At 46.7% G+C, this 16,245-nt stretch carries 16 protein-coding genes and 1 riboswitch; of the genes, 8 read left to right on the top strand and 8 right to left on the bottom strand.

All coding sequences use genetic code 11. The annotated features are described in order from the left end of the window. Positions 1-40: 40 nt before the first annotated feature. Complete coding sequence (locus tag CZ434_RS12160) at positions 41-175, top strand: YvrJ family protein (RefSeq protein ID WP_077623389.1); 135 nt, start codon at positions 41-43, stop codon at positions 173-175. Between the two features lie 52 nt (positions 176-227). Here the strand turns inward: CZ434_RS12160 and CZ434_RS12155 are convergent, their stop codons facing one another. The 5 genes from CZ434_RS12155 to sat are packed head-to-tail and all read right to left on the bottom strand — an operon-like array spanning position 228 to position 5,678. Continuing rightward, on the bottom strand, positions 228-1,274 hold the full coding sequence (locus CZ434_RS12155) for a GNAT family N-acetyltransferase (protein ID WP_077623388.1): 1,047 nt from the start codon (positions 1,272-1,274) through the stop codon (positions 228-230). 40 nt (positions 1,275-1,314) lie between these two features. Then, complete coding sequence (cysQ, locus tag CZ434_RS12150; protein ID WP_077623387.1) at positions 1,315-2,121, bottom strand: 3'(2'),5'-bisphosphate nucleotidase CysQ; 807 nt, start codon at positions 2,119-2,121, stop codon at positions 1,315-1,317. A 1-nt stretch (position 2,122) separates the two neighbouring features. Continuing rightward, positions 2,123-2,722 carry an adenylyl-sulfate kinase gene (gene cysC / locus CZ434_RS12145; protein ID WP_077623386.1) on the bottom strand — a complete coding sequence of 200 codons (600 nt, stop codon included), beginning with the start codon at positions 2,720-2,722 and terminating at the stop codon, positions 2,123-2,125. 12 nt (positions 2,723-2,734) lie between these two features. Next, positions 2,735-4,510: an SLC13 family permease gene (locus CZ434_RS12140; RefSeq protein WP_077623385.1), complete on the bottom strand. Its 1,776-nt coding sequence runs from the start codon at positions 4,508-4,510 to the stop codon at positions 2,735-2,737. Positions 4,511-4,526: 16 nt separating this feature from the next. Then, a complete protein-coding gene (sat, locus tag CZ434_RS12135) occupies positions 4,527-5,678 on the bottom strand; it encodes a sulfate adenylyltransferase (protein WP_077623384.1) in 1,152 nt (383 codons plus the stop codon). 318 nt (positions 5,679-5,996) lie between these two features. On the opposite strand from sat, the gene CZ434_RS12130 reads away from it, so the two are divergent. From CZ434_RS12130 to CZ434_RS12120, 3 genes are all read left to right on the top strand, one after another. Further along, positions 5,997-6,221: a DUF1659 domain-containing protein gene (locus tag CZ434_RS12130; RefSeq protein WP_077623383.1), complete on the top strand. Its 225-nt coding sequence runs from the start codon at positions 5,997-5,999 to the stop codon at positions 6,219-6,221. A 36-nt stretch (positions 6,222-6,257) separates the two neighbouring features. After that, on the top strand, positions 6,258-6,470 hold the full coding sequence (locus tag CZ434_RS12125) for a DUF2922 domain-containing protein (RefSeq protein WP_077623382.1): 213 nt from the start codon (positions 6,258-6,260) through the stop codon (positions 6,468-6,470). A 240-nt stretch (positions 6,471-6,710) separates the two neighbouring features. Continuing rightward, the gene (locus CZ434_RS12120) at positions 6,711-7,169 is read left to right on the top strand and encodes a hypothetical protein (RefSeq protein WP_077623381.1); all 459 of its coding nucleotides are present in this window, start codon (positions 6,711-6,713) and stop codon (positions 7,167-7,169) included. 32 nt (positions 7,170-7,201) lie between these two features. Here CZ434_RS12120 and CZ434_RS12115 read toward each other — a convergent pair whose 3' ends face one another. From CZ434_RS12115 to CZ434_RS12105, 3 genes are all read right to left on the bottom strand, one after another. Further along, positions 7,202-8,422 carry an MFS transporter gene (locus CZ434_RS12115; RefSeq protein ID WP_077623380.1) on the bottom strand — a complete coding sequence of 407 codons (1,221 nt, stop codon included), beginning with the start codon at positions 8,420-8,422 and terminating at the stop codon, positions 7,202-7,204. Positions 8,423-8,550: 128 nt separating this feature from the next. Beyond that, positions 8,551-9,273 (bottom strand): hypothetical protein, encoded by a 723-nt coding sequence (locus CZ434_RS12110; RefSeq protein WP_077623379.1) that lies wholly within the window; start codon positions 9,271-9,273, stop codon positions 8,551-8,553. Beyond that, the gene (locus tag CZ434_RS12105; RefSeq protein WP_143262128.1) at positions 9,270-10,070 is read right to left on the bottom strand and encodes a hypothetical protein; all 801 of its coding nucleotides are present in this window, start codon (positions 10,068-10,070) and stop codon (positions 9,270-9,272) included. Before CZ434_RS12105 ends, CZ434_RS12110 begins: the two co-directional genes overlap by 4 nt. A 408-nt stretch (positions 10,071-10,478) precedes the next feature. Then, positions 10,479-10,588: riboswitch (SAM riboswitch) on the top strand. A gap of 76 nt (positions 10,589-10,664) precedes the next feature. Between CZ434_RS12105 and CZ434_RS12100 the strand changes: the two genes are divergently transcribed. From CZ434_RS12100 to CZ434_RS12085, 4 genes are all read left to right on the top strand, one after another. After that, entirely contained in the window at positions 10,665-11,330 is a 666-nt protein-coding gene (locus tag CZ434_RS12100; RefSeq protein ID WP_077623377.1) for a sulfite oxidase-like oxidoreductase, read from the top strand. A gap of 19 nt (positions 11,331-11,349) precedes the next feature. Beyond that, entirely contained in the window at positions 11,350-12,516 is a 1,167-nt protein-coding gene (locus tag CZ434_RS12095) for an acetyl-CoA C-acyltransferase (protein ID WP_077623376.1), read from the top strand. Positions 12,517-12,520: 4 nt separating this feature from the next. Next, positions 12,521-14,470 (top strand): AMP-binding protein, encoded by a 1,950-nt coding sequence (locus CZ434_RS12090; RefSeq protein WP_077623375.1) that lies wholly within the window; start codon positions 12,521-12,523, stop codon positions 14,468-14,470. Positions 14,471-14,588: 118 nt separating this feature from the next. Continuing rightward, positions 14,589-16,091 (top strand): sodium:solute symporter family transporter, encoded by a 1,503-nt coding sequence (locus CZ434_RS12085; RefSeq protein WP_077623374.1) that lies wholly within the window; start codon positions 14,589-14,591, stop codon positions 16,089-16,091. Positions 16,092-16,245: the final 154 nt, after the last annotated feature.

Genomic DNA, 16,245 nt, shown 5'->3' with positions numbered 1-16,245 from the left:
GCATTTTTACAGCCGACAAAGGAAAAGGGGGAATTGGAAGATGGATACATGGCTGCCTTTATTAACTGATATCGGTTTTCCGGCAGCGGTTACCTTTTATCTGCTCCACCGGATCGAAGGGAAGCTGAACACGTTGATTGAAACCATTCATTCATTACCGGCAAGTTTAAAGTAGAACATATAAATCCCCTGCAGATTAATTACTCCTGCAGGGGATTTTTTCATGTTTAAAAAGAATCGATATCGCCTTGCACTACCCACCAATCCACTATATCCTCCTGGATAGCGGCTCCGTCTTCAAGGGGATGGACGACGAGTTCAGACGGTTTATCTTTTTCCATGAAACCGAACTTTTTCAACGCGACTTCTGCCTCATTCCCTTTCATACACCAGGTCTGGATGATATCGACATCGTCTCTCAGGAAGTCGACGGCTTCCTGGAGGAGGATATGCCAGGTAGGAACAGTGCTTGTCCCTAGCCAGTCGATAATCGAAGCACTAATGACAGATCCGTGTTTAAAAGTCTTCTCTTCTTTTTTGATAACAATGTAGCCTTGTAACTGTTCTTCAATCTTAACAGCAAGGATGGTGTACTGGTTGTCTGGATGGTTCACATATCTCCAGTTCATATATTCAGCGTTCCGCTTCAGGATGAAAGGTTTAAAGGCGGCTGTCTTTTTGGCGAGTTCGGTAAAGCCAGGGTCCAATTCTGTCACTTGTTCGATGGCCAGACCTTCATGAAGGATTCTTGGCTCTTTTTGGGCGCGCAGTTTGTTATAGAAACCGTCGGCAAACGTCATCGGCTTCGCAAGCTTGGTTTTGCCGGCGAGCAATGCAACCGGGTTAAGTACATAAATGTATCTTGAAATTCCGCCCAAATTGACCGCATTGGTATGTGCAAGCAGCAGCTGTTTGGCTTTCGGTGCAGGGAACCCGTAAAGATAAGCAATGCCTGCCTCTTTGGCATAGGATATCATCGCTTCATTGAGTGATTTATAGATCCCTTTTCCCCGTGCCGACGGATCGACCATGGTATCGGCACGCAATCCTGCCTTTTCGACCCTTCCATTGATATAGACTTCCGAAATCCATAACGAAATGTGACCGAGTATTTGCTGGTCTTCCTCAAATACAAGCACCCATGGATTGTCTGATAGTGGCTTCTGCTTAAACTTCCAATCCCAGTGTTCGAGCGTTCTTTCTTTGTTAAATACTTTCTGAAAAAGCTGATTGATCTGCTCTTCATCTCCCGGTTCATAAAAACGAATGCCCATCGTCGCCCTCCATTCGAATTAGGTTTTCTGCGTAAGGTACTTACCTCATTTTCACCAAAAACCAAGGATTGGTCAAATCCTCGCGATTATAATCAAGGCGTTCGTTGTTATCATGCCTGATTACTGTTCCGCCGGCCGCTTCGACGATGGCTTGTCCGGCCCCGGTATCCCACTCCATGGTTGGAGCGAAACGAGGGTAGAAGTCTGCTCTTCCTTCGGCGACAAGGCAGAATTTCAAGGAACTGCCTGCGGACAGGACATCCACTTCCAACCCTTTCGCTTCTTGATCATCGATGAACTTCCTGGTTTCTTCCGACATGTGGGAACGGCTGGCTACAACATGGATCCTGCCCGGGTCATTCGTCTCCGGCAGTTTACTGCTTGCCTGGAAGAGCTCTTCTTCGGTCGTAACAGGAGCTTTGGAAGCATTTTCGAGTTTGTAGGCGCCTTCTCCGATAATTCCGTAGTAAAAAGTGTCGAGTACAGGTGCATAAATGGCACCTTGTACCGGATAATTGTCTTCGATGAGAGCGATATTGACGGTGAATTCCCCATTTTTTTTCACAAATTCCTTGGTACCGTCCAATGGGTCGACAAGCCAGAACCTGTTCCAGCCTTTTCGTTCTCCATAAGTAATTTCCGCCCCTTCTTCGCTCAGGATTGGGTACTGCGCATCCAATGCTTCCAATCCTTCCACGATAACCCGATGAGCCCGTTTGTCGGCTTGGGTAAGGGGGGAGTGATCGGCTTTTATCTCGACTTCGAAATCCTGTTCATAAACATCCAAAATCTCATTTCCCGCTCTTAAACAGATGCCGAGCAGGCTTACGAGCTGATTTTCCCTCATATTAAATGTATCCTTTGTCAGTCAAATAGTCGATGATGACCTGGACGGAATCCTCGAGTGACTGCTGATCTGTTTCGATGGTGATTTCTGGTTTTTCAGGTGCTTCGTATGGGGCGTCTATGCCAGTAAACCCTTTGATTTCCCCAGCGCGAGCCTTTTTATACAACCCTTTCGGATCCCGCTTTTCACATTCATCGACACTGCACTTTACATATACTTCGATGAATTCTCCATCATCCATGAGATCCCGGACTTGGTCGCGGTCTTCCTGATACGGGGAAATGAAGGCAGTCAATGTCACTTGGCCGGCATCGACCATCAACTTGGCCACTTCTCCGATACGGCGGATGTTTTCCGCTCTGTCTTCAGGACTGAAGCCCAGGTTTTTGTTCAATCCATGACGGACATTGTCTCCATCCAGGCGATAGCTGTGAATGTTTCTGTTGTATAACTCTTTTTCCAACTCGACGGAAACGGTCGATTTCCCGGATCCGGACAAACCCGTGAACCAGATGACCATACTCTTGTGCCCTTTCTGTTCTTGTCGCTGTTGCTTTGTGATAACTGACTCATGCCAGACGATATTTTCTGATTTTGCCATTTGTTTCTCCTCCTAAAACCATATTGTATGAACGATCAACACTGTGGTGATCATAACGAGCAGACTTAGAGGTGTCCCCACCTTCACATAATCGGTGAACTTGTAACCGCCGGGTCCATAGACGATTAAATTGGTTTGGTACCCGATCGGCGTAATGAAACTTGCGGATGCCGCAATCGCGATGATCACTGCCATCCCCATCGGCTCGACTTGAAGCTGTCCTGCCAGCTCCATGCCGATTGGAAACATCAAGACCGCTGCTGCACTGTTTGTGAGCAGTTCGGTGAACAAGTTCGTGAATACATACAGTAAAAACAAAATAACGAGTAAACCGAGCGGCCTGCCGAAACTAAGCACACTGTCTGCCACCCATTGGGCCAGTCCCGATTTCTCGACGGCCTCTCCGATTCCGAAGGCGGACGCAATCAACAACAGGACATGGAATTGAATAGACTGCTTGGCATCCTGCGGTGTCAGGATCCTTGTTGCCAAAAGAATAATGACAAGCAAGGACATGGCTTTGAACATCGACAACAAGGAAGAAGTGACGAGCAGGATTGCCACCAGCAGTAATCCGAGCGTTATCCAGCCTTTTTTCTTGTCTTCTTTTAATTCCGGTGCTTCCAACGCGGAAAGGACGTAAAAGTCATTGTTCTGCCGGTATTTCTCGACAAAATCGGAACCTCCCAATACCAAAAGGGCATCTCCGGGCCGTAAGATGATATCCCCGATTTTGCTGCGGATGCGTTCATTGTTACGATGGACGGCGATAACCCCGGCATCATACAATGAACGGAATTTTGCCTGTTTGATCGATTTATTGACCAGGTAAGATTGATGGGATACGACCGCTTCGACAAGCTGGGTATTGCCGTTTTTTAAATCGTCCAGGCTGAATTTGCCGCCAGTTTGCAGCTTCAGTCCTTTGATTTTCTGCAAATCGGCAATTGTCGAGATCAGTCCGGTGAAGACGAGACGGTCCCCGGACTGGATAACGGTCGTTGCTTTCACAGGCGATATGCGTTCATCCTGCCGGATAATTTCGATTAAATATAAACCTTTCAATTGTCGCAGTCCTGCTTCTTTGACCGTGTGATTGATGAAGGCAAAATTTGGGTCAACCGACATTTCGGCGATATACTCCCGGTAATGCTCCTTGACCTGCTGTTCAAAACCTTTGTGGTCGGGCAGGAGCTTGTAACCGACCGTAAATAAATAAATCAAGCCGATGATCGTTATCGGAATACCTACAATGCCTAGTTGAAAAAAGGAAAAGCCGGACATCCCGCGGTCGAGCAGAAGACCGTGGACAACCAGGTTCGTCGATGTCCCCATCAGGGTGATCGTCCCGCCAAGAATAGTTGCATAGGAGAGCGGGATCAAAAACTTGGATGGTGAAACGTTGCGGTCCTGGCACCACTTCCTGATAACGGGTGTAAAAGCGACGACAATCGGCGTGTTATTCAAAAAGCCGGAAAAGGCGGAAATCGGGCCGAAAAATTGAAGCATCGATTTCCTCGGCTTTCCGTTTTCACTTGGCCATCTCTTTACCATGTCATTGATGATACCGCTCTTCTGCAATGGCGCTGCCACGATGAACAAGAGAGCCACAGTCAACATTCCCTCGTTGGAGAAACCTTTCAAGGCTTCTTCCGGTGTGAGAACCCCGGTGATCAAGAAAATAGTCAATACTGAAAAAACAACCATGTCAGGACGGGCTACTTCAAAGAGTAGTCCGCCTAACATGGCTAATACCATGATGGATACAAATATCATTTCAAAGGACATGGTTTTTTTCCTTTACTCAGCTTTGTTTCATGCCCTTGATGAGCACCTCTGCAACTTCCGGACGGGAGAACTGCTTCGGTGGCTTTTCGCCGTTGCGGAGCAATTCGCGAACTTTTGTACCGCTTAAGTGTACATGGTGTTCTTTATCATGCGGGCATGTTTTCGCTGTGCCCATATTTTCACACTTGGTGCAATAGAAAGCATGCTCGAATTTGAAAATGCCGATACCTAGTTCGTCTTCGAATTGAGTGATGAAGTCTTGTGCTTCATATGTGCCGTAGTAATCACCCACACCTGCATGGTCACGGCCGACAATGAAGTGGGTGCATCCGTAGTTCTTACGGACAATCGCATGCAGGATCGCTTCCTTCGGTCCCGCGTATCTCATGGCTGCCGGATAGATGACAAGACGGGTGCGATCTGCCGGATAGTAATTCTTTAATATTACCTGATAACTTTCCATACGGATATCTGCAGGGATGTCGTCAGATTTTGTTTCTCCGACAAGCGGATTCAGCAGCAAGCCGTCGACTGCTTCGAGAGCGCACTTTTGAATATATTCATGTGCCCTGTGGACCGGATTGCGTGTCTGGAAACCTACTATCGTTTTCCAACCGAGGTCGTCGAACATTTGACGTGTTTCACTAGGGTCCATATAGAAATCGGTGAACTCGCCATGATCCGGACGGTTCAGGAGGGTGATGTCCCCGCCAAGATAAACATTTCCGCGGTCATACAGTTTTTTGACGCCAGGGTGTGCTTCATCTGTCGTTCCGTAAATGTTCTGGGCTTCCAGTTGTTTGTCATAAGTAAACTTCTCGCTCAGGGTAAGTGTGCCGTATATGACATCGTCTTCCCCGATCAGGGCGATTTTGTCTCCTTCTTCCAGTTCATTTGCCTGCTGCTCTGTCACAGAAAGGGTGATTGGTACACTCCAAACCGTTCCGGAAGCAAGGCGTGTGTTATGTACAACATTCTCATAATCTTCTTTTCCCATGAATCCTGTCAATGGGCTGAAACCGCCGATTCCGATCAATTCCAAATCGGAAACCGCCCATGGAGAGATGGTGATCGATTTAAGTGATTCAGCTTTTTTCAAAGCTTCCGTTCTTCCTTCAGCAACTAATTCACGGTTGACTAATTTTCCGCCGTGTGGATTGTTTGACATGAAAAAACCTCCTGTAAGTTATTAACAGTGTGCTTTTCATTATAACACACTTTTCCTAGTGAATTACTATGTTTTTAAATGCTTTAAAGAAAATTCTGTATATTCATATATAAGCACGGATGTATTATAATATTTTACTATTATTTTTGATAGGGATTTGAATTATTTTTTTGAAAGCAAATAAATGCCAGTGTGATTTTGCAACTAGCCATTATCTGCCGAGAGGAGGAATTCCTCCTCTCGGGCGGATTTTTTTATATTATATGACACCTCCCGGCCACCTCGAAACGATTATACAAGTGAAGGGAGGTGACGCACATGGCAGTATCACAAACAATCGATTCAAGGCTGCAGCTGGCATTCGAGAACGGTGTGGATGGCTCGACAGGCCGTGTCATATTGAAAAACAAAACGTTCAATAATGTGAAACTCGACGCCACACCAGATCAATTAATGGCTGTCACGACTGCATTGATTCCTTTGCAGACGCTCACGCTTTACTCGGTGAAACGTAATGACAGTTCCTTGCTGACAGTTGAGTAAACAAGGCAAGCCATTCATTAAAAAGGAGGAAAAGATGTGAAAACATTGGAAATGAAATTTCTGAACGAGGCAGAAAAAATCGTGACAGTATCCCTCGACAACCCTGTCGAGCCGCCAGATTCCGGAGCGATTGAAGCGGCAATGGATACCATCATTGCAGAAAATGCATTCTACTCATCCGGCGGTAATTTAATCAGCAAGAAAAGCGCCCGGATCGTCGAACGCAACGTCTTCGATATTGAAATGTAAATAAGGAGGGAGCGGCTGGTGCCGCTCCTTTTTGATGCCATAGTGAATACCTTCCAGTCCTGGACCTTACCAAGCCGATCATGGGAGGGCGGATAACTCCCTGAACGATAAATCGGGCACTTCAGGACCTGTTTTTCGTTATTTTTTTCCAACAGTTTTAGGGCTTTTATATCTTGCAAGCAACGGATAATTCCGCCATCATACCAATAACGGCAACCGGATAACCAGAGGAGGAAGATCATGAAGAAAAGATTGGTTCTCATCACAGCTCTCCTACTGATTGTGGGTGGATTGTTATGGGGATTTAAAGCACCATCCGAACAAGAAACACAACAATTTCAATTGAACGGCCAGAGTAAAAATTGGGAGGTTACGGGATACAACATCTCACTAAAGGAGGACCAGGTCAAAATCGGTCCTGGCAAAATCAAGGAGAAAAATGGAATTGAGACGACCGAAATCTCGTTAAAATATATGGTTCCTGGAGAAGACATGGACAGGGTGGAGTATCAGAAAAAGTTAAATTATCAAACGAGTGATCCCTTTGAAACGATAGGATCTATAGAATACGAGAAAACAGCATCATCTAGAGAGTGGAATGAAGAAGTAGTTTCTAACAGCTACTTTATAATAGAGTGGAACAATGGCCAAGGCAGTGTGTTTGAAGAAGAAATTCCTCTTGACCACGAAAAGTTGTAAGCATAAAGAGTAAGGAGGTGACCATTTATTGGTCACCTCCTTATTGCATTGGTATCAGAATCTCTACGACCTAACAGCACAATTATCAAGCCAACCAACGACAACAGTCCGGCGAAATAAAATACTTCGCTCAACCCCAACCTGTGGGCCACTTCGCCGGCGGCAATCGGTCCAAGGAATATACCAAGAGCATAAAAAGATTGATAGAATCCCATCGCTGACAGTTTAAGTTCCGGTGTACTGATCACCACGACTTCCCCGAGCAGTATCGGCAGGACCAATCCCAACAGGAGGCCTGTTACGATATGGGCTGTGATCAGGTTCAAGATGGAATCGGATTGCGGAATGATAAACAGAAACAAACCCGTGACCAAAAAGCTGGATCCCAATATAAGCTGATTGTATTTGGCGGGCAGGTTATAGAATGCAAGAAACAAGGATGCCAGTGCATGCGGTACGAAAAAAGCAGTCACAAGCCAAATGATTTCCTGTTCACTGAAACCGATCCTGACGGCATAAATCGGCGAGAACCCAAAGATGGTGATAAACAAAATGGCATGACCGATCAGGGACAATGTAGTAACAGTTTTTAATCTCTTTAATGTGATTGTTTTATGGAATATTTCCTTGAAACTGATTTTGGGCGGCTGCCGGACGGGCTTGTATTCTTTGACGAATAAAATAAGTATTGCACCGACAAAAGCCGTTACCGTGCCGATCCAAAACGGGAATTCCCATCCGTAATAGTCGACGAGAAAACCACACAAAATCATACTGACCAATTGGGCGAAGACAGTCAAAAATTGCATCACACCCATCGCCTGTGAAGCGCGGTCGTCACTGAAATACTGGGAGTATAATATGGTTGCCATTACCCACATCGAAGCTGTCACGCCTGCAAGCAGCCTCGCGATAAGGATGAAGGTGAAAGAGTCGAAGAAGACGAGACAAAGTCCACTGACAACCGCCAAAAGAAAGCCGACGAACAGCAGGATTTTCCGCAACTGCTCCAATCCGCTGGAAAACACCCCAAGGGGAAGACGCAGGATGATCTGGGTAATTCCATAGCTTCCAAGAATGATACCGATCGCAGAATATGATAGTCCGGTAGTTTCCAAGTAAACACCGAATGTCGGTATGTAGATATAAGTAGAAAACCAAAAACAAAAAATCGCCAGCCAGAAGACGAGATGGTTTATCCGAGTTATTTCTTTCGGTACATCGATTCCTTTTGCATCAGCCAATGTTTTCATAAAGAGCCCCTCCGTACATGTGAACGTTACCTTTAATCGTATGGTGAGGGTGGGAAAAAGTCAATCAGCTGAGTGGCGGAAATAATAAAAAGGTAATCCTGGACCGGATTACCTGTGGGGAGAAACAACTAATTGTCTTTTTTCGTGTTGGAGCGCCGTTCGCGAATACATAGCCAGCCAAACCAAATATTCAGGAGTAAGATTGCCCCAAAGCCCACCATTTCTCTTCGTTGTTTTTGTTGTTCAGGCATCGCAAGTTGGGCGATTTCCGGCCAGTGGGCAACCAAATGGCCGTCTGGTGTGCCGCCAAGCTTTTGTCCGTTTACACCTATCGCCATTGTAATTCCTTTTAGAGTTCCCTTTTCCACTACCATTACATGAGCGGGTATTTTATCCTCGATAAGGCTGCCGTTCTTGTAAACTTTTGCCCAGCCCCACACTGCAATTGCTGGTTGTACCTTTGGAAGTGCTGTAACCCCTGTATCTGTACTGCCATGCATCGGTTGATTGTAGACCACACCAAACCATGTCGGATCCACCCCGTTGGGATGGTGGATCAGCGGTTCGTCGATGACAACCTGGAATGTTCCTTCTTTTGTGGTTATGGAGGAATCAACCAGCATCTCATCAATATTCATCAAAGCAGACCAGCGATCTCCGATATTATTGGTGCGTACGGAAATGGTCCCATTCATTGCCGTCGTGTTGCCGAAATCGAATGGAGCCTGCCCAGATACGATTTTCCCTTCCCCAGAAGCAGTTGCAAAAGCCTGAAGTCCTTCTTTTGTTGCAGCCTCGACAGTTTGCACAGGTACCAGAAGGAACAGTAGAATGCAAAGTATTCTGATCATGACACTTTATCCTCCATCGGCATCAGACGTTTTGTTATTCCCAACCCTATCATGGATGCAATAAGCGCCCCTGGAAAGATAATAAACCACAGCTCGTGGTAGCCGGGATACGTCGGAAACTTGTCCGGCAATCCAACAGGACCAAGGTACATATTATAGGTGAGCCAAACCAGGCTTAGCAGTAGCGCCCCGCTAATATATCCTTTTACATCCAATCCAACATAGCTGAACCAGACAAATAAGAAAATAAATGCAACAATAAGTCGCTGGATAAAAAACGTCAATCCCGGATTTTCGCCGAGAAGGAATAGTTGGGTAATAAGCCCGTCCAAAAGGAGAATAACTAGCGCAGTTACAAGGGCGAACAAGGCGACCCTGCTTGGTCGTAATTCTGCCATTATTCTTTTCATATGGACTTTACGCCGCCATATCCATAAAGCGAGTAAATAACCTGACATATAAACCAAAAAATGAACAGGGTAGCCTGTAATCCAGACATCATAATCGGAAAGCCAATATGGCTGCTGAGGCAGGCCGATCGGTGCGAGGAAATCATAATAAAATTCCAAAATCAACGCTTGTATGGCTATTAATACTGCCCCTTGCCAGATACCGATGCCCATAAAAGAGGAACCGAGACTGACAATCATGGCTATCAACGATGCATCGGTAATCCAATAAGTCCAGTATGGATCATTCAGCCAAAATAACCCGTGGCCGATCGAGGCATCGAAAAACATCGCCAGCATTCCGGCCAGGATACCGAATTTGATGGCACTATTCGCTGAAAGCTGCATATCCATCACCACTCCTTTGCTGAGAACTTGTCTACAATGGAATAAGTATTCAAACAAGACAGGTGTTATGTATAAATAAGCGATTCTATCAATGGTGGTGGGAAAAGTATTCCCGAGCTGAAGAGGATTTCCCAAAACCGGCTGTAATCTCCCCGAATGGTAGAGATTCGTTCCATAAAGTTGGGTAATTGCCCCAAATCATCAAGTAATCTCCCCGAAATGCTTCAAAATCGCCGGAAAACCCGCAATAATTTCCCCGACCCGTGCCAGACCCGCCCGATCGGGTTCCATAAGTTCCAGCAAATAGCCGAGTACTTTTCTCGGTTTTTAAAATAACAGTTGCATTTTATCAACTGGTTTGTTAAAGTATTAAACAATCAAATAATTAGAAAATTAAATAATATAAAACTCTTATCACGAGTAGGCTGAGGGATTTGGCCCTATGACGCCCGGCAACCACCCCACCCGAGGGAACGGTGCTACTTCCAACAGGTATATGTATACCTGAAAGATGAGAGGTCGGAACGTAGAATACTCCAGCCTCTTTCTTAATGAAAGAGGCTTTTTTTAATTCCGGAATATAGGAGCGTAGCCATGAATAAAGCAGAACGGCTGAAAAAATCAAAAGTCCCGCCGAGGGATTCGACATATGGTGACAGGCTCCCGCCTGGCCAGGTGCTGACCGAAAGATTTCCGATTTTAACCGTAGGAGAAACACCGGCTTATGAGAGTCTGGCCGATTGGGATTTACGGTTCTTCGGAGAAGTGAACAGGCAAAAAGTCTTCACTTTCGAAGACGTCCTGGCATTGCCCCAGCACAAAGTGGTTTGCGACATTCATTGTGTGACGAGATGGTCGAAGTTTGATAACGAGTTTGAAGGTGTTTATCTCAAAGAATTTTTGAAAGAACTCGAGATAAATCCTGCAGCAAAGCATGTCGTTATCCACGGCGATATCGATTATCAGACGAACCTTCCATTGGAAGAGTTGCTAAAAGCCGATGTGCTGCTCGCACACTCCTATAACGGAAAGCCGTTGACGGAAAAACATGGCTATCCGTTGCGGCTGGTTGTCCCGCATCTTTACTTTTGGAAGAGCGTGAAATGGATCAGAGGCTTTGAATTTATAACAGAAGACAGACCCGGTTACTGGGAACAAAACGGTTTCCATAATTACGGTGACCCGTTTAAAGAACAACGGTTTTCCGGAGCAGACTTGGACCTCCCGGAAGATAAATGGAAATACAAAGAATACGACTGACAGAAAGGCAGGAACCCGCATGAATCCGGTAATTTTAGAAGGTATCAGAACTCCGTTCGGGAAATGGAAAGGAAGCTTATCCAATTTGGATGCAAAACAATTAGGAGCAGAAGCGGTCAAAGAATTGATCAACCGCGTACCGGAAGCAAAGCAGGCTGATGGAGTGCTCCTCGCCCAGGTGATTCAGGCAGGACAGGGACAGAATCCGGCTAGAAGAGTGGCCATAGATGCTGGAGTTGACTTGTCGACACCGGCAATCACCTTGAACAATGTCTGCCTTGCCGGACTTGCATCCATATCTGACGCGGTAAGGCGGATCCACTTTGGAGAAGGGGACTTGTACATAACAGGCGGGTTCGATTCTATGACAAATGCTCCGCACACAGCCCCTGTCCGGAAAGAACTTTCTCTCGGACCGATCGAATTCACCGATACGCTGATTCATGACGGACTATGGTGTTCTATCGCGGATGAATCGATGGGCGTGCTGACAGATGCAAAAAACAAAGACTTCGAGATTGATAGACAAGAGCAGGATGAATACGCACTATTATCCCAGCAGCGTGCTTCAGTTGCTCAAAAAGAGGAACGCCTGAAGCCGGAAATCGTTCCGATCAGCAACGGCAAGCAACTAATCGTTGAGGACGAAGGGATCCGGCACGGTTCTACCATCGAGAAACTGAACAGCCTTCGCCCGGCTTTTACCAAAGACGGGACCATTACAGCGGGAAATGCTTCGCAAATGACAGACGGAGCAAGCGTCGGCATCGTTTCCACCGAGGAAAGAGCACATCAGCTTGGCAAAACGCCGTTGGCAAGAATCCTTGGCTGGGCGGATGTCGCAGGACCGGATACAAGCCTTCATACAAAACCGGCGGCAGCTATCCGGAAAGTGTTGGAAAAAACGGGCTTGTCGCTCTCGGATATCGATCTTTTTGAAATAAATGAAGCATTTGCCAGTGTAGCAATCGCCAGCTGCAACGAACTCGGCATCGGCTATGACCGGGTCAATGTCAATGGCGGAGCAATTGCCATCGGCCATCCGCTCGGGGGCACAGGCTTCCGGCTCGTCCTGACATTAGCCCATGAATTGAGACGTCGCGGCGGCGGAAAAGGAATCGCCTCCCTGTGCGGAGGCGGCGGCCAAGGAATGGCTGTATTAATTGAGGTACCGGAAAGGTGGTAAAAAGATGACACAAAACAATCGATTGGACGATTATCGAATAGAATGGCGTCCGAACACAAAACAGATCGAGGATGCGAACATCACCGCTTTCCTATCGAAACACGGACTCCTCAATTATGACAGCTTGCATGCCAAATCACTGAAAAATCCCGACTGGTTCTATCCAGCCGTGTTGGAAGAATTAAACGTCAGATGGTATGAAAAATATACGAACTTAGCCAATCAGGACGATGGCATCGCTTGGACCAAATGGTTCGAGGGGGCGAAAACCAATGTTCTCCATTATACAATCGAACAGCATATCGAAAATGGAAAAGGCAGCCATCCGGCGTTGATCTGGGAAGCCGAGAACGGGGAAACAGTCGAACTGACCTATTCCGAACTGAACGACAAAGTTACTGCTTTTGCAGCGGGGTTGAAAGAGCTTGGCATTGACAAAGGTGACCGCGTGGGCATCTACTTGCCGCCGATTGCCGAGGTGCAAATTGCGTTCTTCGCCTGCGCCAAAATCGGGGCTGTCGTTATTCCGATGTTTTCCGGATATGCCGCTGATGCCATTTCGACAAGGTTGAATGACAGCGGGGCGAAAGCATTGATCACCGCCGATGGTTTCAGCCGGAGAGGGAAGCAAATCGAAGTCAAACATACGGCGGATGAAGCGGCACACCAATCACCGACCGTCAAACATGTAATCGTCGTCGAACACACGAAACAGCAGATCAACTGGAATGATTCGCAAGATGTCTGGTTCCATGATTTGTTGAAATATGATGCACAGGTACCGACAGAGGTGCTGGATGTCGATGACCCGCTCATGATTATTTACACATCCGGAACAACCGGCAAACCGAAAGGGACCGTTCACACCCATGCCGGCTTTCCGATCAAGAGTGCGATCGACATGTACTTCTGTTTTGATGTAAAACAAAATGACCGAATTTTCTGGCTGACAGACTTCGGTTGGATGATGGGGCCATGGTTGTTCTTAGGAGCAGCGGTACACGGGTCGACTATCGTCTTTTATGAAGGCAGCCCGGACTATCCGACATGCAACAGGTTGTGGAATTTGATTGAAAAACACCGGATTTCCATCTTCGGTGTGGCCCCGACAGTGATTAGGTCCTTGATGACAAGTAAAGATATCGAAATCAGGGAGGAAGCAGTATCGTCACTCCGCATCCTTGGTTCGACAGGGGAAGCGTGGAGCGAGAAGCCTTGGCAGTGGTTCCTGAACGAGGTCGGCAAGGGTCGCTGTCCGATCATCAACTATTCCGGCGGAACCGAGGTGTCTGGCGGCATTATCGGCTGCTACCCGACAATGCCGTTGAAGCCATGTGGATTTCATGGCCCGATTCCAGGCATGGAAGCGAAAATCGTGGGACCAGACGGCAAGGAAGCAACAAACGGCGTGATCGGTGACATGACCTTATGGAAAGCCTTTGTCGGTATGACCAAGTCATTCTGGCAGGATGACGAACGCTATGTAAAAACATACTGGTCCCAATGGGAAAACATCTGGACACACGGCGATCTGGTCGGAAGGGACAAAGATGGATACTGGTATATCCTTGGCAGGTCGGACGACACGCTGAAAATCGCCGGAAAACGAATCGGTCCATCGGAAATAGAAGCAGCCCTTCTGTCACATGATTCCGTAGCCGAAGCTGCAGCCATCGGGGTACCTCATAAAATTAAAGGCCAAGTTGCCGTTGTATTTGTAACATTAAAAGAAGAAGCAACCATCAAAGAACTTTCACTCCAGGCCCAGGCAAAGCTTGGGAAAGCATTGAAGCCCCAGGAAATCATCCCGATTTCCGGACTTCCAAAAACACAAAGCGGGAAAGTGGCACGGAGATTGCTCCGGACCAAATACTTGGGAGAACCGCTAGGGGATGTCTCGACATTAAGCAATCCAGCCATCCTGGATGAAGTTCCATCGATTCAATATAACTGACGAAGGAGATTTGACACATGTTTTTAACTTATTTTATTGCTATCGCTGCCTTTTGGACAGGCGGATTGCTCATTTGGAATAAAGTCTATGCAAAAGAAGCGAAGGAGGGGAATAGCTGATGGAATCCATTTCTGGAGGCTTACTATGGACAATCATCGGTCTATTGGCCGCTTATTTTGTATTTGTCTCATACATCGGTAAAAAAGGAAGCAAGTTCAGTAAGTCGATGAAAGGCTTTGCGACTGCCCGCGGCAATGTCAGCCCATGGCTCGTCGGCGCAAGTTTTGCGGCAACATACGCAAGTGCCAACCTGTTCATCGGCGTTCCCGGCCTTGCGTATGAATACGGAACAGCGGTGCTTTGGTACACGCTCGGGTGTTTCGGCGTTTCATGGGTAGGTTTGTTGTTGTTTGCCAAAACGTTTTGGAGATACGGTAAAAAGTTCGGCGGAGTATCGACTCTTCCCGAATGGCTTGGCAAAAGATACAACAGTAAGTTGCTGCAAGTCATCGTCACCTTTTTGATTTTGTTCAATGTTTATTACATTGTCGGCCAAAACGTCGGATTGGCGACCATTTTTGAAACGGTAATCGGAATTCCATACTTCTGGGGTATCTTTATCGGTGTGGCGATCACGATTTTGTATATCGGCCTCGGCGGTGCATTCGCCCAAATCGTCAGTGACGGCATCCAAGGGATTTTGATGGCCATCACATCTGTACTTATTCTTATTTCATTGCTTTGGACAGTCGGTGGCGGATTCAACGTATTCGGAAAGCTGACAAGCGAACTTAATGCCATCGATCCAAGCCTGACAGCACCATTATCGAACGGCGGCCCATATAACAGTGTACTGGCAATCATGGCCGTGCAATTCCTGTTGTTCAGCTTCGTATTAATGCCGCATTTATTGAATAAAGTTTTGTCTCTAGAAACAGAAGAACAGTTAAGGCCGTTCACTCTTTCTGCAGGACTCGTACTATTTTTGATTTCGACGTTGATGGTCATCGGCGGTTTGGCAGCACGTGTGATCGCGCCATCACTAAGCAGCGCCGATGCAGCAATCCCTGTTTATATCCTGGATGCATTCCCGTCAGTCATAGCAGCTATCATGATCGTCGGGATTATCTCTGCGATTCTTTCCAGTACAGACAGCTTGTACTTGGGTGTAACATCCAGTATCGGAAATGACTTATACAAAGTAGTAGCACCATTGTTATCGAAAAATAAACTGTCAGAGTACGAATTGGACAGGAGAGCGGTAAAAGTAGCCAAAGGTTCTCTTGTGTTTGTTGGTTTGTTGACGTTCTACATTTCTCTGGACCGTCCGGAATCGTTATCGATTTTGATCCAATTCAGCTTCTCGGCTATCATCAGCGGTATCCTGGCGCCGATTGTGCTCGGCTACTTCTGGAAAAAGGCCAACGGCTACGGCGCAATCGCAGCAGTCATTACAGGCACTGCCTTGTATGTCCTATTCACCAGCCAGAACATCATCGCCAATATCTACCTGGCCATGTTCTTCGCATCACTCGCAGGCTTTGTCGTCATGGCAGTGGTTGGATTGACTACCTCCCGTGCTGAAAAGAATGAAGAAGTTTTGGTTAAAAATGTGCAGTGATAGTAGTGAGTCTAATTGTGGAGTATTACACAAAAACATAAACTGCACATAACTGTCCCATCCTGAATTAGTCGAGAGAGCTACACGACCTCTGCGGCAGAACACTTCGCTTTCCGCGGGCACGGCCTCAGCCAGGGAACTACATGAATAAGCT

The organism is Sediminibacillus massiliensis (assembly GCF_900156915.1).
GTDB classification, from domain to species: domain Bacteria; phylum Bacillota; class Bacilli; order Bacillales; family Amphibacillaceae; genus Sediminibacillus_A; species Sediminibacillus_A massiliensis.
Note: the sequence above shows the minus strand (reverse complement) of the source record. Positions and strands in the feature narration are given on the sequence as shown.